The 24680-nt window shown below is 36.4% G+C and carries 32 protein-coding genes and 2 pseudogenes; 28 read left to right on the forward strand and 6 right to left on the reverse strand.

From position 1 onward, the window contains the following. Positions 1-295: 295 nt before the first annotated feature. From ACYH0O_RS05385 to ACYH0O_RS05395, 3 genes are all read left to right on the forward strand, one after another. Positions 296-1465: an MFS transporter gene (locus ACYH0O_RS05385; RefSeq protein ID WP_482631489.1), complete on the forward strand. Its 1170-nt coding sequence runs from the start codon at positions 296-298 to the stop codon at positions 1463-1465. 418 nt (positions 1466-1883) lie between these two features. Then, positions 1884-2477 carry a DJ-1/PfpI family protein gene (locus ACYH0O_RS05390; RefSeq protein WP_482631490.1) on the forward strand — a complete coding sequence of 198 codons (594 nt, stop codon included), beginning with the start codon at positions 1884-1886 and terminating at the stop codon, positions 2475-2477. Between the two features lie 197 nt (positions 2478-2674). Beyond that, positions 2675-3124: a 2-thiouracil desulfurase family protein gene (locus ACYH0O_RS05395; protein ID WP_482631491.1), complete on the forward strand. Its 450-nt coding sequence runs from the start codon at positions 2675-2677 to the stop codon at positions 3122-3124. A 209-nt stretch (positions 3125-3333) separates the two neighbouring features. Here the strand turns inward: ACYH0O_RS05395 and ACYH0O_RS05400 are convergent, their stop codons facing one another. Beyond that, positions 3334-4863, reverse strand: a complete 1530-nt coding sequence (locus tag ACYH0O_RS05400; RefSeq protein WP_482631492.1) for a glycine betaine uptake BCCT transporter — start codon at positions 4861-4863, stop codon at positions 3334-3336. 592 nt (positions 4864-5455) lie between these two features. Between ACYH0O_RS05400 and ACYH0O_RS05405 the strand changes: the two genes are divergently transcribed. From ACYH0O_RS05405 to ACYH0O_RS05435, 7 genes are all read left to right on the forward strand, one after another. Further along, a complete protein-coding gene (locus ACYH0O_RS05405) occupies positions 5456-5686 on the forward strand; it encodes a DUF3953 domain-containing protein (RefSeq protein ID WP_482631493.1) in 231 nt (76 codons plus the stop codon). A 58-nt stretch (positions 5687-5744) separates the two neighbouring features. After that, the gene (locus ACYH0O_RS05410) at positions 5745-6032 is read left to right on the forward strand and encodes a TIGR04104 family putative zinc finger protein (protein ID WP_482631494.1); all 288 of its coding nucleotides are present in this window, start codon (positions 5745-5747) and stop codon (positions 6030-6032) included. A 198-nt stretch (positions 6033-6230) separates the two neighbouring features. Then, entirely contained in the window at positions 6231-6653 is a 423-nt protein-coding gene (fosM, locus tag ACYH0O_RS05415) for a FosM family fosfomycin resistance protein (protein WP_482631495.1), read from the forward strand. A gap of 348 nt (positions 6654-7001) precedes the next feature. Continuing rightward, a complete protein-coding gene (locus tag ACYH0O_RS05420) occupies positions 7002-7214 on the forward strand; it encodes a hypothetical protein (protein ID WP_482631496.1) in 213 nt (70 codons plus the stop codon). A 58-nt stretch (positions 7215-7272) separates the two neighbouring features. Continuing rightward, positions 7273-7929 (forward strand): HAD family hydrolase, encoded by a 657-nt coding sequence (locus ACYH0O_RS05425; RefSeq protein WP_482632501.1) that lies wholly within the window; start codon positions 7273-7275, stop codon positions 7927-7929. Between the two features lie 42 nt (positions 7930-7971). Then, a complete protein-coding gene (locus tag ACYH0O_RS05430; RefSeq protein ID WP_482631497.1) occupies positions 7972-8283 on the forward strand; it encodes a hypothetical protein in 312 nt (103 codons plus the stop codon). Between the two features lie 119 nt (positions 8284-8402). Beyond that, entirely contained in the window at positions 8403-8972 is a 570-nt protein-coding gene (locus ACYH0O_RS05435; protein ID WP_482631498.1) for a histidine phosphatase family protein, read from the forward strand. A 172-nt stretch (positions 8973-9144) separates the two neighbouring features. Here ACYH0O_RS05435 and ACYH0O_RS05440 read toward each other — a convergent pair whose 3' ends face one another. After that, the gene (locus tag ACYH0O_RS05440) at positions 9145-9600 is read right to left on the reverse strand and encodes a hypothetical protein (protein ID WP_482631499.1); all 456 of its coding nucleotides are present in this window, start codon (positions 9598-9600) and stop codon (positions 9145-9147) included. Between the two features lie 26 nt (positions 9601-9626). Next, on the reverse strand, positions 9627-10631 hold the full coding sequence (locus tag ACYH0O_RS05445) for a DUF3231 family protein (protein WP_482631500.1): 1005 nt from the start codon (positions 10629-10631) through the stop codon (positions 9627-9629). A 259-nt stretch (positions 10632-10890) separates the two neighbouring features. Here ACYH0O_RS05445 and ACYH0O_RS05450 point away from each other — a divergent pair, with 259 nt between their 5' ends. The 5 genes from ACYH0O_RS05450 (at position 10891) to ACYH0O_RS05470 (ending at position 14267) form a co-directional block, all read left to right on the forward strand. Beyond that, entirely contained in the window at positions 10891-11106 is a 216-nt protein-coding gene (locus tag ACYH0O_RS05450) for a deaminase (RefSeq protein WP_482632502.1), read from the forward strand. A gap of 151 nt (positions 11107-11257) precedes the next feature. Beyond that, on the forward strand, positions 11258-12202 hold the full coding sequence (locus ACYH0O_RS05455; protein ID WP_482631501.1) for an MBL fold metallo-hydrolase: 945 nt from the start codon (positions 11258-11260) through the stop codon (positions 12200-12202). A gap of 116 nt (positions 12203-12318) precedes the next feature. Beyond that, positions 12319-12816 (forward strand): DinB family protein, encoded by a 498-nt coding sequence (locus ACYH0O_RS05460; protein ID WP_482631502.1) that lies wholly within the window; start codon positions 12319-12321, stop codon positions 12814-12816. 54 nt (positions 12817-12870) lie between these two features. Continuing rightward, the gene (locus tag ACYH0O_RS05465) at positions 12871-13242 is read left to right on the forward strand and encodes a VOC family protein (RefSeq protein WP_482631503.1); all 372 of its coding nucleotides are present in this window, start codon (positions 12871-12873) and stop codon (positions 13240-13242) included. Positions 13243-13517: 275 nt separating this feature from the next. Further along, entirely contained in the window at positions 13518-14267 is a 750-nt protein-coding gene (locus ACYH0O_RS05470) for a phosphotransferase family protein (RefSeq protein ID WP_482631504.1), read from the forward strand. A 228-nt stretch (positions 14268-14495) separates the two neighbouring features. On the opposite strand, the pseudogene ACYH0O_RS05475 reads toward ACYH0O_RS05470, so the two are convergent. Continuing rightward, positions 14496-15080, reverse strand: a pseudogene (locus ACYH0O_RS05475) (LOG family protein). 74 nt (positions 15081-15154) lie between these two features. Here ACYH0O_RS05475 and ACYH0O_RS05480 point away from each other — a divergent pair. The 3 genes and pseudogenes from ACYH0O_RS05480 to ACYH0O_RS05490 form a co-directional block, all read left to right on the forward strand. Further along, positions 15155-15265 (forward strand): annotated as a pseudogene (locus ACYH0O_RS05480) (MBL fold metallo-hydrolase); the annotation flags it as partial. 176 nt (positions 15266-15441) lie between these two features. Then, positions 15442-15960 (forward strand): YfiT family bacillithiol transferase, encoded by a 519-nt coding sequence (locus tag ACYH0O_RS05485; protein ID WP_482631505.1) that lies wholly within the window; start codon positions 15442-15444, stop codon positions 15958-15960. A gap of 184 nt (positions 15961-16144) precedes the next feature. Then, a complete protein-coding gene (locus ACYH0O_RS05490) occupies positions 16145-16762 on the forward strand; it encodes an NUDIX hydrolase (protein WP_482631506.1) in 618 nt (205 codons plus the stop codon). An 89-nt stretch (positions 16763-16851) separates the two neighbouring features. On the opposite strand, the gene ACYH0O_RS05495 is transcribed toward ACYH0O_RS05490, so the two are convergent. Continuing rightward, positions 16852-17493 (reverse strand): GNAT family N-acetyltransferase, encoded by a 642-nt coding sequence (locus ACYH0O_RS05495; RefSeq protein ID WP_482631507.1) that lies wholly within the window; start codon positions 17491-17493, stop codon positions 16852-16854. Between the two features lie 218 nt (positions 17494-17711). Between ACYH0O_RS05495 and ACYH0O_RS05500 the strand changes: the two genes are divergently transcribed. The 3 genes from ACYH0O_RS05500 (at position 17712) to ACYH0O_RS05510 (ending at position 19577) form a co-directional block, all read left to right on the forward strand. Beyond that, positions 17712-18257, forward strand: a complete 546-nt coding sequence (locus ACYH0O_RS05500; protein ID WP_482631508.1) for a GNAT family N-acetyltransferase — start codon at positions 17712-17714, stop codon at positions 18255-18257. A 23-nt stretch (positions 18258-18280) separates the two neighbouring features. After that, positions 18281-19078, forward strand: a complete 798-nt coding sequence (locus ACYH0O_RS05505) for a class I SAM-dependent methyltransferase (protein ID WP_482631509.1) — start codon at positions 18281-18283, stop codon at positions 19076-19078. A gap of 79 nt (positions 19079-19157) precedes the next feature. Beyond that, positions 19158-19577, forward strand: coding sequence for a VOC family protein (locus ACYH0O_RS05510; RefSeq protein ID WP_482631510.1), 420 nt, complete (start codon positions 19158-19160; stop codon positions 19575-19577). A gap of 160 nt (positions 19578-19737) precedes the next feature. Here the strand turns inward: ACYH0O_RS05510 and ACYH0O_RS05515 are convergent, their stop codons facing one another. Then, positions 19738-20232: a GNAT family N-acetyltransferase gene (locus ACYH0O_RS05515; protein ID WP_482631511.1), complete on the reverse strand. Its 495-nt coding sequence runs from the start codon at positions 20230-20232 to the stop codon at positions 19738-19740. A gap of 237 nt (positions 20233-20469) precedes the next feature. Here ACYH0O_RS05515 and ACYH0O_RS05520 point away from each other — a divergent pair, with 237 nt between their 5' ends. The 7 genes from ACYH0O_RS05520 (at position 20470) to ACYH0O_RS05550 (ending at position 24417) form a co-directional block, all read left to right on the forward strand. After that, positions 20470-20694 carry a hypothetical protein gene (locus ACYH0O_RS05520; protein ID WP_482631512.1) on the forward strand — a complete coding sequence of 75 codons (225 nt, stop codon included), beginning with the start codon at positions 20470-20472 and terminating at the stop codon, positions 20692-20694. 357 nt (positions 20695-21051) lie between these two features. Next, positions 21052-21849: a phosphotransferase family protein gene (locus tag ACYH0O_RS05525; protein WP_482631513.1), complete on the forward strand. Its 798-nt coding sequence runs from the start codon at positions 21052-21054 to the stop codon at positions 21847-21849. A 447-nt stretch (positions 21850-22296) separates the two neighbouring features. Then, complete coding sequence (locus tag ACYH0O_RS05530; protein ID WP_482631514.1) at positions 22297-22440, forward strand: hypothetical protein; 144 nt, start codon at positions 22297-22299, stop codon at positions 22438-22440. Between the two features lie 69 nt (positions 22441-22509). Next, positions 22510-22944, forward strand: coding sequence for a GNAT family N-acetyltransferase (locus ACYH0O_RS05535; protein WP_482632503.1), 435 nt, complete (start codon positions 22510-22512; stop codon positions 22942-22944). A 76-nt stretch (positions 22945-23020) separates the two neighbouring features. Then, complete coding sequence (locus ACYH0O_RS05540; RefSeq protein ID WP_482631515.1) at positions 23021-23359, forward strand: hypothetical protein; 339 nt, start codon at positions 23021-23023, stop codon at positions 23357-23359. 29 nt (positions 23360-23388) lie between these two features. Further along, complete coding sequence (locus ACYH0O_RS05545; protein ID WP_482631516.1) at positions 23389-23832, forward strand: pyridoxamine 5'-phosphate oxidase family protein; 444 nt, start codon at positions 23389-23391, stop codon at positions 23830-23832. A 48-nt stretch (positions 23833-23880) separates the two neighbouring features. Beyond that, positions 23881-24417, forward strand: coding sequence for a DUF4269 domain-containing protein (locus tag ACYH0O_RS05550; protein ID WP_482631517.1), 537 nt, complete (start codon positions 23881-23883; stop codon positions 24415-24417). Positions 24418-24680 lie beyond the last annotated feature (263 nt).

A 24680-nucleotide genomic window follows, 5' to 3' on the forward strand; every position in this document is an offset into this window, starting at 1 on the left:
TTAAAAAAGAATTATTTTTTCTAGTTACATTGTTTTCTTGCACACCTTTAAGCTCTGTCACAAAAATTCTCTTAAAGATGGTGAGGGGAACTGCGCAGACTCCGGCGGATTTTGGGCGTGCCGAGACCCCGTTCGGCCAAGCTGAGGAGGCTCGACCAAACGCTAGCTGCAAGCGGGACAGTTCCCCACACCATCTAGCATACGCTAATGGACAGAGCCTTGCAGAGCTTATGTTAAAAAGCAACAATCTTTGAGAAAAGAGCCTTACAATAACATTGAGAAAAAGGAGAAAGAAATGAATCGTTTTGCAATATATTTGCTAGCTTTAGGAGCCTTTGGAGTTGGAACCGCAGAATTTGTTGTTTCTGGTATTTTAGAGATGATTTCAGAGGATTTAGGCGTATCAATCTCAATGACTGGGCAATTAGTTACCATATATGCTTTATCCCATGCAATAGGTGCGCTAGTGCTTGTTATGCTGACTGCAAAATACGAAAGAAAAAAAGTGTTAATGTATTCAATGCTTATTTTTGTTTTTGGAAATATCATTGCGTTTTTTAGTTTTAATTTCGGTATACTTATGTTTTCACGCATTGTCTTGGCAATGAGTGGAGGTTTGTATTTTGTTGTGGCAACCAATTATGCTGCACAACTTGCTCAGCCCACAAAGCGGGGTAGTGCAATTGCAACGGTTATTACCGGTTTTACCGTTTCTTTAATCTTAGGTGTACCGATTGGGACATTAATTGCTGCTTATATGGATTGGCGTTATATCTTTCTGTTTATTGCTGTCGTTACACTGTTCAATTTAGTGCTTCTAAATAAGTTCATTCCAAAATTAGCTGGAAATAAACAGATTTCTTTAAAGCAGCAATTGTTATTAATTCTAGACAAACAAATCATAACCGGTTTATTAACAACGGTATTTTGGATTCTTGGCTATACAATGGTATTTACTTACATTGCACCACTTTTAAGTAGTTTAGCTGGTTTCTCTATAGAAGATATTAGTACAGCTCTTTTAGTGCTTGGTTTGTTTGCTTTCATAGGCTCACGTGTCGGCGGATATGCCGTTGATAGATGGGGACCTGTTCGCACTATCTCTGTCAGTTTAATCGTTCACTCAATAATCTTAATGATATTCACGTCTATATCTACATCAACGATAGGTATTCTTTTTGCCATTATGATCTGGGGAACATCTGCATGGTTAACCACTCCTGCAAACCAATTTTATTTAATTTCTTTGAAACCGCAGTCATCAGAAATTGTTTTAAGTTTCAATACTGCTCTAATGAATATTGGTATGACATTAGGCGCTGGCTTAGGAGGAGTGGTAATTGAATATACATCTGTCTTGAATTTAGGGTGGATTGCGGGATTAACAGTATTACTAGCGTTATTAACTGCATCTATTTCGTTTGGATTGGATAAAAGGAGAAAAGAAAACTTTGTGAATAGTTGATTTATAAATACCTAGAATAGTGTTGATTAATAATAACCTTTTCTTATTCAACAACGAGTGCGAGAGTTAAATAAGTAAGATCTAGCTTCAACAGCCTTTTGATCTTCAAAAATCGGGCGCGTTTATCGAATGACGCGTCTTTTCGTTTATCGGGCCCAATTCTTGTATAATAGAAGGAAATATTAGAATTCGGTGAAGTGGTATGGCTGTACATAATCGTGTGCTTCCACCACCTAAAATAAAAGCAAAATCAATTTATATTTAATTATCACTATTAATAAGGTAATTGAGTCTTGCGATTTTGATCATCTGACCCATAAAAGGAAATATCGATTATTTAGCTAAAGACAAGTCTATTTTTAATAATTCTATATTTATATATAACTGTTACAAATATTTTTTTCAGGAGGTTTAAAAAATGCAACAGCGTACAGTTGGTATTTTACTATTTAACGATGTAGAAGTATTAGATTTTGCAGGACCATTTGAAGTTTTTTCTGTAGCGACTTTACCTAATTCAAATGAAAAGCCGTTTATTGTTAAAACAATATCTGAAAATGGAGACTTAGTTACTGCAAGGAATGGTTTGAAAGTTTTTCCTGATTTTAGTTTCGCTAACCATCCTTCATTAGATATTGTGATTATTCCTGGGGGGTATGGTGCTGAACAGATTGAAATAAACAATCCTAGTATCATTGAATGGATTAAAGCCCAGCAATCAAGAACAGAGTTTCTGACTTCAGTCTGTACTGGTGCGCTTCTTCTTGCAAAAGCAGGAATTCTTGATGGAAGAAAAGCGACAACGCATTGGATGGATATTGATAGATTAAAACATGAATTTCCTAAAGTATCAGTCCAGCGTGATGTTAAATTTGTCGATGAAGGATCAATTATAACATCTGGAGGAATATCAGCAGGGATTAATATGTCGTTTCACCTGATATCTCGACTGCACGGAAAAGATGTAGCTTTAGAGACAGCAAAACGAATGGAGTATGAAATTAAGTTGTAACTTTCCATTAACGAGTGAAAGAGGGACGATACTTCTGTGTGGTTAGGTTCTTTTGTTTAACGATCTTCCGAAATAGGAGAGCGATTCTGGAATAAGAAAAGGAATTATTCGAGAGTAAAACGAAGCTTTAAGTTATTCATTTAACGTGGAGTTAGTTGTACAAGTTTATTAGATGTTATTAAAATGAGGTGTCATCAATGATATTAGTGAGTTCTTGTTTAGCAGGATTGGAAGTAAGATATAACGGTACTCATTGTCTAGATCATAAGATTAGTAAACTAATAGAAGAGAATAAGGCAATACCTGTATGCCCGGAATTACTTGGTGGATTTTCAACCCCCAGAGAACCTGCTGAAATAGTAGGTGGTAACGGGGAAGATGTATTGGATGGGAAAGCTAAAGTAGTCGAGAAGTCAGGTAGAGACGTTACGGAACTGTACATAAGAGGGGCTTATGCTACTTTAAAAAAGGCCAAAGAGGTTCATGCAAATGTAGTTGTTCTTAAAGAGTATAGCCCATCGTGTGGAAGTTCAATGATTTTTAATGGTGAATTTAAAAGTAAGAAAATTGTTGGAAATGGAGTCACGACTGCATTACTCAAAAGAAACGGATTACAAGTAAGTTCTGAAGAACAGTTTTTTCTATAATCTCATGAGTTAGATCGAGTTATTTTCCATTATAGGGCGCTTTAATGAAAATTCAAAAACCCAGAACCACACTTGGTTCTGGGTTTTTACTGTTTAAATACAGTGCTAAATGCTGTGCCAATTTCTCTGTTATTTCCATAACTAATTAAGGTGTAATTTGAGTTTTTCCCTCCAAAAACGGAACCGCTTATATGGGACAGGTAATTTCCTTAGCCTGCCTTTTGATTTGATTTATCCTTTTCATTCGTTTTCCAATTATTCATTTGGATGTCATATTCTTTTCCAAGCTGCTTGACCAATCCATAGCACATGACAAGCACGACGAATGTAAGCGGAAGTGAACTTACGATGATTGCTGTCTGCAGTCCTGACAGGCCGCCGGACGCCATCAGAACAAGGGTGGATGCGACCAGGATAATTCCCCATACCATCTTCACACCGTTAGGAGGGTTTAATTTCCCACCTGTTGTGAGCATTCCAAGAACAAAGGTTGCGGAGTCGGCTGATGTGACGAAGAAAGTTGTGATAAGTGCCACAGTCAACACCGATAGAAGCGCACCAAACGGAAGATGTTGATAAATAAAGAATAGAGCCGTTTCTAGGCTTTGTCCTGAAACATCCAAGCCCTCCACCATCTCGAGGTTAATTCCTGTTCCGCCGAATACAGTGAACCATAAGGCACATACAAGGGATGGGACTAATAGGACCGCGATCGTGAACTCACGGATGGTACGTCCTTTGGACACACGTGCAATGAACATTCCCACAAACGGAGTCCAGGAAATCCACCAAGCCCAATAGAACACACTCCAGCCTTGGGTCCACGCAGCTTCATCCGCATTGAAAGGAGACAAGCGCAAGCCCATTTGAACGACATTTTGCAAATAGCTACCCATGGTGGTGGTAAACATGTTCATCAAGAATAACGTTGGACCAAGTATGAGCATGACAATAAACAATAAAACAGCTAACGACATATTGATATTACTTAATAACTTGATTCCTTTCGAAATGCCTGTAGTCGCTGAAACAATGAAAAGTACAGTGATGATCATCATGATGATGAACTGGACAAAAAAGTTGTTCGGAATTCCAATCAGATACTCCAGTCCAGCATTGATCTGTTGAGATCCCAATCCTAATGATGCCGCAACGCCAAATAATGTCGCAAACACGGCGACAACATCAATTGTCTTACCGATTGGGCCTTTCACCTTTTCACCAATTACAGGATGAAGAGTCGCGCTCATTAATCCAGGAGCCCCTCTGTTAAACTTCTGATAGGCCAGTGCCAATGCAACGATGGCATAAATCGCCCAGGCATGCAGTCCCCAATGAAGCCAGGTATATCGCATTCCCATAATTCCCGATTGGGCCGTCCCGCCTTCTCCTGCAGGTGGCGAGGAAAAGTGAGAAATTGGTTCAGAGACTCCGTAAAATAACAAACCGATCCCCATTCCGGCCGAAAATAGCATAGCAAACCAAGTCGGTCTGCTGAATTCGGGTTGTGAATCTTGTTTTCCTAATTTGATTTTTCCATATTTACTGAAAATCATAAACACGGCAAATATTAGAAAAAAGGTGGCGACCAGCTGATAAAACCAGCCGAATTTCTCAAGTACGAATCCCTTTGCTACGTCCATTGCAGATCCCAATTGTTCAGGTATCAATACCCCTATCAGGACAAAAACCACTGCAATTCCTACCGAGATCCTAAAAACGGACCTGTCCATTTGCATCAATCCTTTACTACTTTAATAGATAATCTTTAGTACCCAGTACAAATATCCATTAAATCATAGTTTGAATAAATAGAAAAAGACCTGACGCTTTCATATTTCGTCAAATTTCGCGATTTTCAACATAGAGATCAGTTCATCCATGTTAGGTATACAATTACTAGGGGATGGTTGTGAATGCTCCCTCATTCTCCTCCTTGAAGCTCATTCACTGGCACAAACCAGCATCCTTCTGCCTCCAAGGTCTCTAAGATCTCCTCAATGACCTTTCGTACTTTTCTGTATTGATCATAGGTGTGTTCTTAAATGAACTGTTCGAAATGGTGCATAAAAACCCTATTGAGCAAGGTAGTGAACTCGTCTAAAGATTTGTTGAACATGGATAGCAAAAGAGAGAGCTTCTATTTTTGTTCCGCAATATGGCCAGCGTGAAATAAAATCTGTAACGAAATTCAACTTCAAGAGTGCTTAATCTGGAACAAAATAAGCTTCTTTATTGTGAAATTAATCATTGAGTTACAGGTGATATTTTGAAATAATTGGTATTGACTTAAAGGTCTGTTTTATCAAAGAAGTTGACGGGGGGATTTTGTTGAAGATTTTACGATATGTTCTATCAATAGTTACTTTATCATTTGCTATCTTTGGACTGATTACAAACAATTTTCAGTTTAACCATATTATGATTTTTCTCTTAGGTCTAACAATGTTGGTTATGGGTATAGAAGAAATTCAAAAAGAACGAAAAGCAAATGGATTGTTACTTGTTGGTGTATTTTTATTTTCATTATTTGTATCAATTAAAGGCTTTTTACTAAGCTAACGGAGGAAAAAACAGGATGTAGTTTATTCGAGAAACTCTAATATCGAGGTGTTTTATTTTGCAGAAATGCGATAAATGTAATACTCAATTTAGCTGGAGTGAAATCTATACTTCTTTTGTATGGATATACAAACCAATAGAGTGTAATAACTGTAGAACGGAACACAGAATAACCATTTTGGGGAGGTTTTCATTTGTTTTTTGCACAATTGTACCTTCACTGATTTTTTTTAATTTCCTATCCCCTTTTGAAAATTTTATTCTAACTTTTGTAATAGGGATATACATTCTCTTGGTTGGTTCGTTGTTAACACCATTTCTTGTTAAGTATAAGGGGGTATTGTGAGATTATTCACTTAAGCCAAGGGGGCGATCGAACAACTGAACTCCAGATTTTCGTATTATTGAGCATGACTGATAATCGCCCCTACATTGTTATTGATTGTGTACATAAAATATTCCAGGAGTAGATAGTAGGATGCGAAGATAACAACAGTGAGTTCCTTCTTCATTTTAAAATGTAGTAAAGGATTGAGGTGAATAAATGACAATCAAAGGGCTTAATCATTTTCTATTTTCAGTTGCAGATTTAGAAACGTCCATTAAATTTTATCAAAAAGTATTTGATGCAAAATTATTAGTAATGGGTAGAAAAACGGCTTACTTGGATGTACAGGGTATGTGGTTTGCCCTTAATGTAGAGAAAGACATCCCCCGCAATGAAATACACCAATCCTACACCCATATTGCCTTTTCCATTGAAGAAAAGGATTTTGATAGTATGTACGACAAACTAAAGAAATTAAATGTAAATATCTTGTCAGGTCGTCCAAGAGATGAAAGAGATAAAAAGTCCATCTATTTTACTGACCCGGATGGCCATAAATTTGAATTTCATACAGGTACATTACAAGACAGATTGGATTACTATAGAGAAGAGAAGGCACATATGAAGTTTTTTGATTAAAAGGGTATCCAGGATAGAAGGGCGATTACTACATAACAGTGATCTGCTCGAATGCTACAGTTTATCAGCCACCCTTTTTACTTAGATAAACGGGCGGTTAAACGGAATAAGTTTGTGAAGGAGTTAATAGTTTGAATAATTTTGCCCTGATGTGTATCTTGCTTCTACTAGGTGTAATAATTGAATTTATCGGAACGAAATTCATTAAATATGCTAATAAAAGAAGAACTTTTTCATTTATTGTGTGGGGTGTTCTATTAATCACCTTCATTGTACTATGGTTTCTGGAAAATTCTTAATTCTAACCTAGATTAATAAGTAAACAGATCTTATTAGAGAAGGTGAAAAATGTTAGGTAAAATTAAAGCAATACCTGAGAAAGTGGCATTTACAATAGGCTTAGCTTTAATATTATTTAGTCCATTATGTATATTTTTCTTGTCACTTTTATTCCCTTTAGGCAATGGGACAAAGATGATTATAGGAAGCGTTGTTTATTTTTTTGCCATATTATTGATACTAAGTGCGGCTGATCAAAGACATTCTAGAATTGGTAAGTAAATGTGAGGATTATACAATGCAAGAAAGGCCGTGAAGTTATTTGAAAAGTTATAAAGCCATGCTATTTGATTTAGATGATACCTTACTTGATAGGGATCAGGCAGTAGATAAAATGTTTTCGGTTATTTTAGAAAAGTGTTATGAGGATGTTCCTCATCCAGCAAAAATCGAAATGTTGCATAGGTTCAAAGAATACGATAAAGGGAGCTATGGAGATAACAATAAAATAAACGTTTTGGAATCATTATTTGATGTGTTCCCACCGCATAATAGATTACCGCGCCATGACATTCAAGATTTTTGGAATCATCATTTCCCTCATTGTTTTTCTATAAATCAGCATACTTTGAATATCGTAAATACCATAAAGCAGCACGTTAAAGTTGCCATTATAACCAACGGCTCCACTCAGAGACAAAAAGCTAAAATAATGAACACTCGTTTAGAAAGTTGTTTTGATACAATCATTATTTCTGAAGAAGTGGGATTTAGTAAACCAGACAAACGCATATTTGAATTAGCGTTGCATAAGCTGAATGTGCAACCGGAAGATGCATTATTCGTAGGAGATGACTTAGAAAAGGATATTGCCGGCTGTCAACATTCACATATTAAGGGGATATGGTTCAATCCTAACAGGATCAAGAATGATAGCGATATCAAACCATATACCGAGATCGATTCTTTTGATAGATTAATAAGCTATATTACATAGAGTCATTCGTCTACTAAACAATAAGAAAAAAGGGGATTAAATATGTTTGGTTTACTTAATCTTGGGAGCCTCTTGCTTGGGCTGATTGCTTGGATACTCCCTATTTTGAATCTTACCCGGGATAAAAAACAGAATATAAATTGGGTTGTTCTTTCCATGATCAGTATCTGTGCTTGTGGTATTTCCCTATGTTTCCAGATTTTTTATACCTACTATAAAGTAACGGTTGAAGATTGGAGTGCTCTTATGGACACAATGTATGCCGTGGCTTATGTCTCAGCAATTCTTCTCACCGTTACGATTCTACTAAATGTCATCACTCTGAAAGTTTATCGTGGCAGAGCAGTAGAGTAGGATAGTTTTTTCATTATTATGGCATGACCCCAAGCACGGTGAAGCTTTAACCTGCCGGGGTTTTGGCCATGATATTGGGACAATGTTATAAATCGAACTTTAATGGAGGCAAATAAACGATGAGTACGTTTGTTTACATGGTGAGACACGGTGAGTCACCAAAGGAAGGAAATGAAAGAACAAGAGGATTAACTCAAAAAGGTCATTTGGATGCAAAACGGGTAACTGACATATTGAAAGATGAGAAGATTGACGCAGTTGTTTCAAGCCCCTATTTACGTTCCATCTTAACTGTCGAAAAGTTGGCTGAACAAATAGGTCAAGAAGTTTTAGTATATGAAGATTTAAAAGAGAGGATCTTTTCTTCTGAAGATAATCGAGTTTCTGATAAGGAATTGGTTCCACTGTTGAAGAAGTCATTCGTGGATTCAAATTTCGCTCCAGAGGGAGGAGAATCAAATGCTGATTGTCAAAAAAGGGCAACTAACGTTTTAAAAGAACTATTAGAAACTTTTAGAGATAAACATATCGTAATAGGATCACACGGGGCTGTTATGACCTTGATGATGGGATATTTCGATAATAACTATGACTTGGATTTTTCACATAGCACATCCAAACCTGATATTTATAGAATGGAATTCATAGAAAAGGAGTTAGTGGATGTTCGAAGACTGTGGGGTGTATAATCATTTTATTGTGGTGCTAGTTGTTCAATATTTACTTATTCATACTGATACACTAGAAGAAGGTGTGAGAATTAACAAAATTGAAAGAGGTATCTCTCAAAGAAGTTTAGTTAAACTTTCATGCAATTCAACATAAAAAAACCATCTTCAAAATATTATAAGTGATGGTTTTTTAAGATATTATATTTGAGATTTTTCCAACAATAAATCCGAATATTATTCCAGGAAAAACAAACAACATTGGGAGCCATATAGGACCCAATAACACGCCAAATATCGTTAAGTCAGGGGAGAAAATTAATCCAACAGTTACAAAAAACGCAGTGAACACATACGGAAGGAAAGAGTAAGGAGCTTTGTCTCCTCCTGCGTCTTTAACTGCATCCCACATAGAAAAAAAGTACAAGCAGGGATAAAACATCAACCACGGATAATTCGCATATTTTATTGCATTGGCAATTTCTCCGTGAAAACTCATAAGTATAATCTGATTGAAATTGGATTGTATATTAATCAGAAATTCAAGTATTAATAAAACGGTTCCTTTAAAATACTTTCCGTTTATATACTGTCCGAATCCGGGGAGTGCAATGCTCCATAATAATTTTTCAAATATATTCTTATTCACTCAATAAACCCCATCAATTGTACTTACTAGACTTCTTTTGCAATTTCTTTTCTATTAGGAGCAAGTGGGGGTTGTTCCAACCATTTATTTTGTACCATAATATTATACCATTTCTTTGTTACCATAAGATTTTTGAGAATAGTACCCTCATAAGCGGTCACAAGGTCTGTACGCATGGCTGATGCTAGTCCTGCCCCATGATAGTTTTGTGCAGCTTGAAATAAGAAACCGATATGATACATCATTAACTTATCGGAAAATGGAGAGTCCGTTGAAGTTGTCACTTCTGTTTCCCAAGATTTCGGAACTGGTAAGTTATCTGTTTGCATTATTCTTGAAAATGTTTTTATTTGACCATCAGCCGTGTTCTGGGAATCCGTTAAGAACTTTCTTACTTCTTTTATTTGAGCGACTTGACTGAATGCAATAGAAAGAGTTTTAGCCATAATGCTTTTTTTAAGGTTGAAAGAAATACTAATGATTTCTGTCGCTGCTAACTTTCTACCTTTTCGGAAAAATCCATCAGTGAAATCTTGGCTGGAAATAAATTCAGGGTTTTTAGCTGGATAAAATAAAGGATCTCTCTGAAAACTTCCCTTCTCAAGCAATAACTCAATTGTTTGATGATACATTTTTTTTGCATCGTTATTGCAGGAGTCATAAAATTCTCTTAAGTCTTTTCTAACAGAAACAGCTAATGAAGTACTGTGCCCTAACAAACCATGTAATGTCATGATATGTAAATAATTCAGGCAAAATATATCCGTGAACAATCTCTGTTTACTTTTAAAAAGGTCAGACTCAGTAAATCCAATTGGAACTGGAAACCCCTCGTTCTCAATAAAGGTTACTATTTGTTTCTTTTGTTTCCCAAACGTCTTAATAGCATCCTCAAAAATAGCCTTAATTGACTCGTCTTCAATAATGGAGACCATATATCTATTTACAATATCAACGGCTGTGCCATTTACATACTCTCCCCAAAGTGTTCCTATTTCGGAAGATGTGAGTTTAAATTTATTCTCATCCACATTATCACCTCATGGATACTATTTACCAATTCAGCAAGTAGTATGAATTTATGTGAGAGATAAGAGAACGTTTCGCTTAATTTTCTAAGAAGAACTTTATGAAGAAGTGTGAAAATCACTAGAAAGGTGAATTCTAATCAATAATAAGCGGCAAGAACCGAAATTAGTCGCGGTTCTCTTTTATTTAGGAAGATTTTCGGTGGATGGGGAATAGTGTCTGAGGGGAGAAATACCATGAAAAAAGCATGAATAAAGATAGATATCTTATAGAGTTTGCTCTTCAGAAAAATCTTTTGATGAGAATACATATCCACTTGGGGCTATTAGAGTGGATGAAAATCAGTACATCATTTCAAAAGGGCATAATAGATTACATCCGGAACGAGATGCGACTGCCCACGCTGAAATTGACGCTATCCGTAAGGCCGGCAAGTCAATATGTAATGCTAAAAATAATCGTGAACGTTTACAATAGAAAAGCTATCATTCCAGAGTAGGGGGCTTATCTGCATTAGGATAAGTTTCTTTTTTATGGGAATTAATTATTGAGTTTCTATCATTGATTTGAAATAATTGGAATTAAGTAATAGCTTCAACAACCATTATAGTTCCTGAGGGTGAGAACAGTGAAAGAGAAAATAAAAGACACTGATTATTTTAGTCTATACGCCTTATGTGACGGAGTCTATGCAGCTATCGCTAAGCCGGGAAAAGGTGCTTGGAGTAATGCCGGTATTGTTGACCTGGGTGAGGAATTGCTGGTGTTCGATTCACTTGCCACTCCTTCCGCTGGCTATGAGTTGAGGAAGCAGGCTGAAGAGATGACTGGGAAAAAAGTGAAGTACCTGATCAACAGTCATTATCACGGAGATCATATATTTGGAAATCAAGCATTTTCAGATACAACGATTATTTCCACTTCTCTAACAAGGGAATGGCTTGAAGAGAAAAATAAAATTGTAGATTTGCAGACAGAAATAGAAGAAACGGAAGGCTATTTGAATAAGCTAAAAGGTCAAATCGTGATAACTACAGATAGAGTCTTGAAAGCCAGTCTCACTAATCAATATAAGGAAATGGCAGCCATTCTAAAAGACTTACCTACTATGAAGCTCGTGCTCCCAACCGTTCTTTTTGAAGAAAAGATGGTGATTGAAGGCTCAAAAAGAAAGGTTGAACTGCACTGTTTTGGAGGAGGCCATACCCCCAGTGACACATTTCTGTACTTACCCCAAGAGAAGGTTGGGTTTATGGGTGATCTGGTAACAGTTGATTTACATTTACCGATTTATGATACGGAAGAATTTTGTGCCATTCTAAAAAAGGTGAAGCTACAGGATATTGAAATTGTCGTACCTGGTCATGGATCTCCAGGGGGGAATGAATTGGTGTGTACTCTAGAGAAGTATCTGTCCTTTTTGATTGAAAAAACTAAAGAAGCAGTGAAAAATGGTGTGCCATTCGAAGTCTTTGTTTCTAGCTTAGAAATACCTGACGAGTATGCCGAATGGAAAGGGGTTAATGGGATAAGAGGTAATCTATCTAAAGTGTATGCGTTTTATGCGGGGTAATTATCCTGGTTATCCAGGAAGTGGTGGTGAGGATGTAACCCATGCTACTTTTTTCATCAACTTGGAAGCCTCAGAACCTTCACTGGAAATCCAGTAAATAGAAAGGAAGTATTTATATGAATGACATTAAATTTCTTATTACTTTCAAAGGTGACCTAAACAATTATTCATTAGAACAGCTAAGGTATATATCAGAAGAACAGGTGTGGTCAATTGGACAGATGTATGACCATTTAATTGTTGTTGGCCATGAGTATCTTGATAGTATGGAAGAATGTGCTGCATTGAATGAGGAACAACCCCTTGGGAAAACAAAATTTGGTGAGCAATTATTTGAGAACGGAGGTTTTCCACCTATTAAAATAAGGTTACCAGATGAACTAAATGCTCCACCAAATAATTCAGACAGCAAGGAAGAACTAATTAGCAGGATGGAACAATTAATCCAACGATTGACTTATTGGGAAACGAAAGTGGATTATATACACCCAGAAAATAAAGTTGAACATGGAGGATTCGGCTGGCTGAATGCAAAGGAATGGTTTGATTTGGTCGGAATGCATTTTCGTCATCATTTACGTCAAAAAGATGAGTTGGAAAGGTACTTAGTATAGGTGGAAATTAAGGAAACTATTTGATATACCAAATGAAATAAAGGAGAGAAGAGTATGAGTAAATCATTTATTGAACAAGTACATTATATTAGAATTCCTGTAAAAGATTTAGAACTGTCTGCACAATGGTATAGAGATATATTAGGGCTCCAGTTAGTAAACATTACTGAGGGACTTGCGGTTATAAAAGTAAATGAAGGATCTTTCTTACTTATCTTAGTTCCTACTGAAGATGAAACATTTGCACATTTTACAATTGATAATGAACCAGAATTTAGCATTGGCTTTACAAGCCCGGAATTATCTAAATTTCATCAATATTTAATGGATAATCAAGTTAAGGTCGAGGATATAAAAGAAGATAATGGTCATGCCTTTTTCCACTTTTATGACCCAAGTGGTAATAAACTTCAAGTACACTGGTGAGATTAGACCAGCTTCATGAGTTGGGCCGATTGTGGAGAATACTCATGAGCAACAACTGCAAAGTGGAGTGACGTTTGAATAGGGAGAATAAATTCTATCGAATCAGATGAGTCTCTCGATTCTTTTATCATCTCTATGTTTAATAGAGTCCTTCAAAGTCAACAAGATACCAATATCTGTAGGGGAACCCTATTCTCGGAAGCAGATTATAGGCAAAAGGAAGCGTGAGACACATCCATCCTTTTTAAAAAAACAAGTAAAAGGAGTGAAAAACAATGAATTTAGGAACTCCTATTGCCATCGGAAATACAGCAAAAGTGTATCACTGTGAAAACAAGGTTTTCAAAGTTTTTAATGACTCATTACCAGATCAGGAATCTACTAATGAAGCTTATAAGCAAAAGTATGCTTATTCGTGTGGACTCTCTGTGCCGGAAATAGTTGATGTAACAAAAATAGATGGTAAACAAGTAATCATAATGGAACACATAAAAGGGAGAACTATAGGGGATTTTCTAACAGATAACATGGAAAAAACGGAATATTATATGAACATTTCGGTTGATATACAAATGAAAATACATAAAATCAAAGCTGATTCTATTGAACCTATGTCTGAAAAATTAAGTAGACAAATAGAAATTGCACCAGGATTGGATATTAAACTTAAATCTACCTTAATTAAAAAACTGGATTCAATGACCTTCGACGAAAAGCTCTGTCATGGGGATTTTCATTTATTCAACTTAATTCTGTCAGATCATAACGTCACCATTATCGACTGGGTTGATTCTAGTGCAGGGGATATACGTGCTGACGTATATCGAACGTATCTTTTGTATTCCCAGTTTTCAGTGGAATTGGCTGATATGTATATGCGTCTATATTGTGAGAAGAGCGGTTTGTCTAAAGATGAAATTTATCAATGGGCGCCAATTATAGCCGCGGCGAGATTGTCTGAGTGTGTTTCATCAGAAAAACCAAAGCATCTTCTGGAGATTGTCAATCAGTATTGTCCTATTTAACAACTTTGGCTGTACTTTTGAAAGCAAATTTGAATATGTTAGGACTGCTAAAAGAATCGATCTCAATTTTTCAGTAATATATTATTCTAAGAAAGCGCCGGGACAGATCTAGTCATTCATTTTTGCAATACTTTAGAAGCATTAGAACCATCCCGACGCTTCCCCTGTTGTCTATCTTTAAACTAAAAACACAGACCAAAGAAATTTTCTTTGGTCTGTGTCTTCTTATTAAGTCTCGTCTTTAGAAGTGATATAAGTTTTTACCTTTGGCGGCTCAAAGGCATAAAATTGATCTAATAAACGGGATGGGTTAGAATCTGACATTGCTATGGACAGATATTTTTCATTTAGGAAGTGCTCTTTTGTCATATGTTTAAACAAAGCTAATAGTGGATCAAAAAAATGATTAATATTCAAAAGACCACAAGGCTTTTGATGAAGCCCTAATTGTGACCAAGTAAAAATCTCGAAGTATTCCTCCATTGTTCCTGGACCACCTGGTAATGCAATAAATCCATCAGCCAAATCGGACATTTTGGTTTTTCTTTCATGCATAGAATCTACAACGATGAGTTCAGTTAGACGTTTATGTGCTATTTCTTTCTTTTCTAGAAAGCTGGGCATAACACCAATTACATTTCCGCCTTCTTCTATTACAGTATCCGCAATGGCTCCCATCAGTCCTACACGTGCCCCACCATAAACGAGGGTAATATCCCTTTTAACAAATTCTTTTCCTAGATTTTTTGCCCCCAATATATAAGATTCTGAAGCACCAGGGCTAGATCCTCAGAATACAGCTAATTTTTTCATCTTATGCCTCCTTAAATCACCACGAATATTATACAAAATTTAGAATTGTTTGTTAAACTATAGCTATGTAATGTGATCCACACTTTTGTTTAAATGTTGAGCAAGCAGAACAGTCTTTGACCAAGATTAAAAATCTTAAAGCTGAAAATTACTATTGCTATCATGGTGGGAAATTCACTTTATAATTATTTCTACATGCAAGCCAGGTTTTACATTCTCTATAATATATTAGATCTTCAGAAATCTTAGGATTATATTTAATAAGTAGTTAAATTCAATGAAGTGATGTAATCAAAATGGTACAACCCAGTTTTCATCCCTTTTCTAATCTTAGAAAACCAAATAGGAAGGAGTCGTTTAAATGGATTTACGTTATCCGATTGGAAAGTTTAATTATGAAGGTGAGCCTACAATCGAAGTATTAGAGAAGTGGATAATAGAGATTGAAGAACTTCCATTTCAATTAACAGAAGCTGTGAAGGGTTTAAAAGGTGAACAGTTAGATACACCTTACCGTTCTGAAGGGTGGACCATTCGTCAAGTAATCCATCACATTGCCGACAGTCATTTAAATAGCTACACTCGTTTTAAGTTAGCCCTCACAGAAAACAATCCCACCATTAAACTTTATGAAGAAGGGAAATGGGCTGAGCTCCCTGATTCAGAGTTACCAATAGACATTTCATTAAAACTTATAGAAGCGTTACACAGTAGATGGGTTTGTCTGTTACGTTCTATGAAAGCAGTTGATCTAGGGAAGACTTTCCAACACCCAGAATCAGGTGTTGTTAAGTTAGGTATTAATATTGGGATCTACGCTTGGCACGGGCGACATCATGTTGCGCATATCACTTCGCTTCGAGATCGATTAGGTTGGTAATGTGATAATATTCTGCAGTAACGTTTGCTAAAAGAATAGTTAGGGCGCACTCATCGAATTACGCGTCTTTTCGTTTATCGGGCCAGATTGAGTAAGTCAGAGTGGAAGAAAACCATGAAGTAAGGGGTGACGATTGTCCGTTAACATACTCATGTGTAAGAAAGTATAAGGTGGTGCAAGAACTATGAGTGACAAATGGCTAGAATGGGCAAAAAGGATTCAAGCATTATCTCAATCAGGGCTGACCTTTTCAAAGGATGTTTACGATATTGAGAGATATGAAGAATTACGAACGATCAGTGCGGAGATCATGGAGGAATACACGGATTTAGAAATGATAAAAATAAGGGAATTATTTACGAACGAATCAGGTTATCAGACACCGAAAGTTGATGTGCGCGGTGTCGTATTTAAGGATAACAAAATTCTAATGGTAAGAGAGAAAATTGATGATAAATGGTCTTTGCCAGGTGGATTTTGTGATGTAGGTTTGTCTCCAAGTGAAAACATCGTAAAAGAAATAAGAGAAGAATCTGGATATGATGTAACTCCTGTAAAATTACTTGCACTGCTCGATATGAACAAGCATCCCCATCCCTCGCAACCGTATCATTACTATAAAATATTTCTTCAATGTGAGGTGACTGGTGGAAAGGAAAGGAGTGGAATCGAAACAAAAGGAGTTCATTTTTTTGAACAAGGGAATTTGCCGGAGCTATCAATCGGAAGGAATACAGAAACTCAGATTAACATGCTATTTGAATTCTTAAGAGATCCTAGTAAAGAAACCGTATATGATTAATGATCATGAAGTTAAAGGGCGGCAGTTTAATGAGATATTGACCATAGAATTTGAAAAGAATAAGAGAAGCCCAAAAGGACATCTCTTATTTAAAATTCATCTTTTAATGAAGAATTTACAACGTCCAAGAAAAATTCAGGGGCTGATTGAAACTCTAAGCCATTGAAATCCTCATCGGGCATAAACTTTTTTAATATCGGTAAACTTTCATTCAGGTCATTTGTCCTTTGGCCAATGACTGAGTCAGTCAACAATTTGAACCCTAAATCTGAATATAATTTTATTGCTCTATAACTGGTAGGATGTGTGTGTAAAAACACTGGGTATTCCCCTTGAGATAAGGTATGCATGACATATGATAATAAACTGCGCCCAATACCTTTTCCCTCATAATGTTTGTTTACCTTGAACCAATGAACGGTCCAGACCTTGTTATACGCTTTCCATAAAAAGCAGGTTCCTATAGGCGTATCACTCTCATCACATACAAATAAACACCTTTTAAAGAATAAGTCACCAAATGGTAAATAAACTTGATTGAAAAATTCCGTCATGAAATTATGGTATTGAGTAGCTAAATCTATTGTATCAAAGGGCATTCTCTTCCATATATCTACTTCATCTATTCTACAAAAACGAACGTGAAAGCCTTCAGGTATTTTAGTTGTAGCAGAGGTATCTAATTTATTACATATCATAAATAAATTATAATCTGGTATTTCTTCTCTCATTTGAAACCTCCATTAATTATTATTTTTTAGAGTATATTTCAAATGAGTAGAAGCGTAATCTCTCAAAATTCATAAATAATCCTCCTTAATCAAAGCACAAGTGCATTATATATACTTATTATATTTGTGGTCAAATTCATGTAAAGAGAACATTAATTGTAGATATTCAAGTAAATAATGATCAGTTTGTAAATTTTATTAGGTGGTGTGGTGAATTCATGAACATTACAGAAAAATTTGGTGATGTTCCTCAAATCGAAACGGAACGTCTCATCCTTAGAAAAATCACATTAGATGATGCAGAAGATATGTATGTATATGCTTCGAATGAAGAAGTAACGGATTATGTAACTTGGGATACTCATTCTTCGTTGACAGATACAAAGAAATTTATAAATAGGTTTTTATCTCAATACGATGCTCCATGGGGGATTGAGCTTAAGGAGAATGGTCAATTGATTGGAACCGTTCACTTTGTTTGGTGGCAGCCGGAACACAATAGTGCTGAAATTGGATATGTTCTATCTAAAGAATACTGGGGCAAAGGTTTAATTACCGAAGCAGCAAATGCAGTCATATCTTTTGGATTCGAACATATGGATTTAGTCCGTATTCAGGCGAGATGCTTTTTAGAAAACAAGGGTTCAGAGCGTGTTATGGAAAAGTTAGGTATGTCTTTTGAAGGGATAAGTAGAAAAGTAATGTATGTTAAAGGGGAACATAAAGACTTGAAGGTGTATTCCATATTAAAATTTTGCGAATAGAGATTGAAGGGAGGATTACAAACTTGAACAAGTACGGGCAAGATTTATTTAAGGGCTCTGCAGGATATTATTCGAAATACAGACCTATGTATCCATCTGCTTTAATAAGATTTCTGGTTGAAACGTTCTCTTTAAATGGGGAGCAGAACCTCCTTGATTTAGGCTGTGGTACAGGGCAGCTTACCATAAGGTTTTCAGATTGGTGTCATAAAATAGTCGGTATAGATGTTGAACCGGAAATGATTGAAGAAGCTACGCGTATTCACCAGGAAGTAAGAATTGGTCAGATTCAATGGTTCAATGGAACCTTGGAACAGTACAACACTGAGAATCATGAGCATTTTTCTCTCGTGACGATAGCCAAGGCTTTTCATTGGATGGACAGACCAAACGTATTAGAGGAATTATTTGATATGATTTCCCCTGGTGGCGGGGTAGCGATCATTGATAATTATGAGCCCAATAAAACGTTGAAACCTTGGCAAATAAGGTTTAATGAAGTGATCGAAAAATGGTATGGAAAAGATCGAAAAGCTGGAAATTCAACCTATACTCATCCTGTTACCAGTCATGAAGAAGTCATATCCCAATCTAAATTTAACCTTGAAGTTCACACTTTACCGACATACGAAACCACTTGGACTATTGAGTCATTATTAGGGAACCTTTATTCAACATCCTATGGGTCTAAGCGTTTTATTGGAAGTGACGTCTCATTATTTGAACGTGAAGTGAAAGAGGCCATGCTCGATATTTGTGAATCTGGAGAATATAGAGAAGAATCAACGTCATCAGTGAAGATTGGGAGAAAAGTATTATGAAAAATATGGAAATTCCTGCAGGGTAAACACATATGAAAAGAGAATGTTTACTATATCTGAATGCGGGAGGGAATTTTAAATGAGCGAAAAATTATTAAGGGTTGGTACTACCTATATTCCAGTAACGAATGTGGATCTTTCATCTGAATGGTACATAAATAAATTGGATGCAGAATTAAGCTATAAAGATGAAGATAAAGCCATCTTGAATCTTGCAAACCAAAGTATTTTTCTTGTTAAATCAAAAGAAAATCAAAGTGCTAATTTCATAGATGTTTATGGAGAGGAACGCTTTTCTTTAACATTTGAAGTGAATGGTTTAGAAGCTTTAGAAACCATGCATAGGGATTTTATAGGTAATGGGATTCGGGTTGGCAATATAGAAAACAGAGGACACTCTGGAAGGAATTTTGTTTTTTATGATTTAGATGGAAATAAGTTTGATGTGTGGAGTGAACTTAGTCCAATTTTCCGGGAGAAATATTACATTTCACAGTGATCAGGAACGATTATTTCTTGTCCAAGGAGTGGCTAAGAAAAGCTGAAGATCATGCAGTTGATCTTTAGCTTTTCTTTATTCTGTTAAAGGCGTTTGTATAATGGAAGAAACGAGATCCATCCATCTAGCACAATAAGGAGCTTATGCCGCCCCAGGTAAATTAAATAATCAAGTGTAAAACATGTTGGGGTCCTTTAGGTCCCTCGTACATTTGTTTTTTATCTACGAAACCACATTTCAGGTAGAGATTTATGGCAGCAGTGTTCCTTTTGTTAACCCCAAGAACCACTTCATTGATATCAGGCAGAACGTTTTTCACAAAAGAAGGAAGGAGTTTTAATCCTTGTTTTGCCAGTCCTTTTCCTTGAAACTTCGAATCAATTGAAAAAGATGTTAAGATTCTGGCCTTTGGATTGTCACTATACTTAAGAACCTTTTCCCCATCTTCTAGTGCAAAATATCCGACTGGTTCATTATTACTCATGATTAATAAATGAATAGAAGTTTTGGAGACTTTCGGATGATTGATTTTTTCTAAAGGGAGACTAGTAAATTCTAGTTGATCTTCAGGCAAGTAAAAGTTGGACAATTGAGGTGTGTATTGTTCATTAAACTCAACTAGTTTAACTGTAGGGGTTATAGCATTTGACTTCATGATTTTCATCTCCAAAAAATATAATATTTTCCATTATAGGATATCGTGAGAGGCTATACAAGCTATATACTGTGTACTTCATAAGGGGTGATCACGCAGAATGTTAAAATCTGAGATTACAAATAGAATCATATCGTTAAAATAGAAAATTGTGTATTGCTATAGCTAAAGATTGGGAAAGGAATCCCTCCTTTTACCACTCGTATAGTAATCTCTCAATTGTCAATGAGGTGTTTAATGAAAAAGCAGATTGCAATTATATTAGGAGTATCTGTACTGTTGATCTCGTTGCTATTTTATATTGGCCCATTTGAACAATCCTTAATGATGCAGATGATATTTTTATTCTCCACTACTGTCATGTCCTATGCTTCGTTCAAAAACGGACATGCAAAGCCTTTCGTCGTTTTGTCCATTTGTTCCCTGGTTTCTCTTAGCTCGATATTGTTGATGTTAGTCTAGAGGTTACGGAAAAATCCCGACGTTTCCACGAAGGAATTATCGAAAAACTTCGACATTTTCTGTGTTTTTAGTTAGCGATATTTGTTATTATATAATGTAGAGATGTAAAGAAAGGGGAATCTATAGTACACATGTGGAATACCTTGAAATGATTAGTTAATTGGATAGAGACAGGCGGCGGTCCTTGATTCTTAAGGATGCGTTTATTTGTCTATCTGAAATCATTCAAGGGATAAATGATGTGGACAATTATATTCCCATTGCCAAGCAGATACCTTTGTATATCTGCTTTTATTTATGGGTGAAAATACATCTCAATTGACACAATCACAGCGTCCCTAAATTGGGGGAATCTAAATGAAAAGTCAGAATGAAAACGAAGAAATGCTAACAGGAGGGAATGTCTCGGACGTATATCGTTCGGGAGATACTATTCGACGGGAATTGAAGCCTGATAGTGGTAAAATCCATACGTTATTGCAGCATTTGGAAAGTAAAGGTTTTGATTTTGCACCGAAGTTTTTAGGCATTGATGAAAAAGATAGAGAGATATTGTCGTTTATTAATGGAGAAGCCGGCAATTATCCTTTAAAAGAATACATGTGGTCTAATGATGCTTTAAAAGGAATAGCGAAGATGCTCCGGTGTTACCATGATGCTGTGAGTGACTTTCCATTATCGGATGAATGGCAACCCATGGACAATACACCAGCAAGCATTGAGGTAGTATGTCACAATGATTTTGCCATTTACAATATTATTTTTAATCAAGAAAAACCAGTAGGTATCATTGATTTTGATGTTGCGGGACCAGGTCCGAGACTTTGGGATATCGCTTATACTCTCTACACCTGCGTTCCTTTAAGCAGGCATTATCATACCGAAACGGGTGAAGCTATTCACTACGACCCAACACATGATGCCGACCGTATAAAACAAAGAGTGACATTGTTTTTTGGATCCTACGGTATGGAGGGAATGGAAGAAGGTTATTTGGAGATGGTATTGCTCCGATTAGAGGGATTATGTAAATACATGAAAAGAAAAGCCGGTGAAGGTGACCTTGCTTTTCAAAAGATGATCGATGAAGGGCACCATGAGCATTATCAAAAAGATATAAAGTTTATTCGTGAACATGGGGAAGAATGGGTTTAAGAGGCAGGTCAGCAGAAAAGCGCGATTATTTGATATTTGCTGGACGGATTCATGTGAGGATTCATCACCCTTAAAGTAATTGGTATGGGGTTTAAACAGGATTTGACCGAAGTTTTTTAGAGAAGCGCAGGGACGGAACTCGTGCTTTTTTTCATTACGTAGGAAGCATTAGAACCATCCCGACGCTTCTCGTCACATACAAAGAAAACCCACCTCTAAAACAGAGATGGGTTTTCTTATTGAAACTTGAGGTCAATTTCAAGATGGTTTATATAGTATCACACACAGCCCGTTAATACAAAGGATAATAGTAAAGTGGGGAGAATTTCCTAATACAGGCATAGGGATTGTTAAAACATAGATAGTTTGAAATAATTGGAATGTGTGCTTTGGTGGTATCACATGGAACTGAAATAACGATCGTGACGTTTTGTTAGGAGGAGTCAAATGTTGATGAAGGTTTTTTTTATGCTTGCAGCGTTATCCATACCTGTTTCTATGTTATTTAACCAAGAAGCAATCGGGATGCTTTCGGCGATGTTATTAATGTTACTAGGAGCTTTCTTTAGTAAACCAAGGTTCAGTAAATAAGGGACTCCTAATCCAGTATTTTCTTGACTAAATCCAATGGAGGAATAGAATGTGAAACAAAACCCATACATGATCATCCAGTATCATCCCAAATATGCATCAGAGACCGTGAAAATGTGGCGGGAAAGCAAGGAGCAGGCTATCGGACAAAAAGAAGTTCACACCTTTGAAGATCATGTTGATTTTATCAATCATAGATTATCCGAGCAGTTCCAAATCGATTTAGCGATAATCGATGAGAAAGTAGTTGGCATGATTGCCTATAATAAAACAGAAATCAGCCAACTGTATATTCATGTTGGATATCAGGGGATCGGTATCGGTAAAGCACTGCTTAATAAAGCAAAAGAGCATTCAAGTGGAAGACTTACCCTCTATACATTTGATATAAATCAAAAGGCACAACGATTTTATGAAAAGCATGGATTTATCATCATTGGCAGAGGAAATGAGAATGAAGAAAATTTACCGGATATTCAGTATGAGTGGACAACAAAAAAATAAACAAATTGGTTTCGAATTAAAACCATTTACTGGTATTGACGTAGTGTCATTAAATGACTAGGTGTGTCTCAATTATATGCGTTGTTTTTGTGAGCAAAAAGAAACCTTTAACTTGAAAATGGAAGCGGATGTTGGAGCAGATCCTATCTGGTGTGTTGATTGCGGTTGTAATTTGGAGTTAGAGGACACTCCGTTATCAATTGAGTTAAAGAAGAAATTGATAGATTGGGCAAGTAAGTACGGGAAATGGATTGATTGGGATATAGATGAAATCATTTCAAATGGAATCGAAATGGAAGAGGAACATAATAGGGAAGGTGAAATTTTAACTGAACATGCCAAGCAGGAGCTTGGTGATAAATATAGAATAACATTTTCTCCTTCTACAATGGGACGAAGGTATAAAACATTGTAAGTTTTATATAATGAGAGGATGAAATAGACTTGGAAATTATTAATGGTAATAAAAGCTTTGATCTGGATGAATTGCTTAAAAAACCTCTATTTGCGCACCTTTCTACATTATCGAAGGAAGGGCCGAGAGAGTCACCTGTTTGGTTCTACTGGAAAAATGAACATATCTATATTATTGGGACTCCGTCTTCAGACAGTTTTCCCGGGAGAATCGAAGAAAATCCGGGGTGTGCCATTGGTATCGTAGATCTCGATCATACAACAGGAAAAGTATTACATGCAGGGTTCAGAGGTAAAGCCACGGTTGAGCCTTTTAATAAGACGATTGCATCACGGTTACTCGAGCGTTATCTTGGATCAGAAGAAGAGAAGTGGGATCCCAGATTTCAGGGGTTAGGCGATAGCAATATTTTAATAAAGTTTGTGCCTGAAACAGTGGTGGTAAGGGATCAATCTTTTATACCAAGCATTTAGGTTTTATATATTGCATTTTGAAGATTGTCAGGCAAGGGTGGTGTACCGATGATAGATTTATTTGAAAGAATGAAAATGGGGACGGAAAAGCAACAAGACGCATACTCAGCCATCAAGGAACTGGATATTATGAATGAGTTGAGTGCCTACAATCCTGTTCTATGCGGAACGCTGCCCATTGGTATAGACATTCCTGGCTCAGACCTGGACATTATTATGGAAGTACAAGAATTAGAGTCATTTGAAGAATTACTTCAAACGTTATACAACAAAATTGATGGCTTTAGAATCAAAAGGAAAACGATTAATGGGAAAGAAGTCGTGAAGGCGAATTTCACCTTTAAAGATTTTGAGTTTGAGCTGTTTGGCCAAGCCCAACCGGTACATAAGCAACATGCGTACCTCCATATGATGATTGAACATGAACTGTTGCAAAGATATCCTGCACTTCAACAGAAAGTGATACATCTTAAAAACCAAGGATACAAGACAGAGCCTGCGTTTTGTAAGCTATTAGACATTACGGGAGATCCTTATGAAGGTCTCATCCGGTTTGGGGTTGAAGAAGGGATTATCACAGGGTAGATAGGTAGTTGAAATCCATTGAACTAAATGATGCTGGAATCGATACTGAGCAGATGAAAGGCACTTCATCACCCCTATTTACATAGAAAACCCCGTTGTAGACATGATTTTGATGAAAATAGTGTGTAAATCCTTCAATCTAAGGGCTTATAGAGGTCAATGGAAGTCCTGCACCATCCATTGACCTCTATAAGCCTAATTTATGTTCCGTTTGTCGAAAAAACTTCAGTTGACGACAATACCTTGTCAACTGACATGTCTAC

This window comes from Rossellomorea sp. H136 (assembly GCF_056838065.1).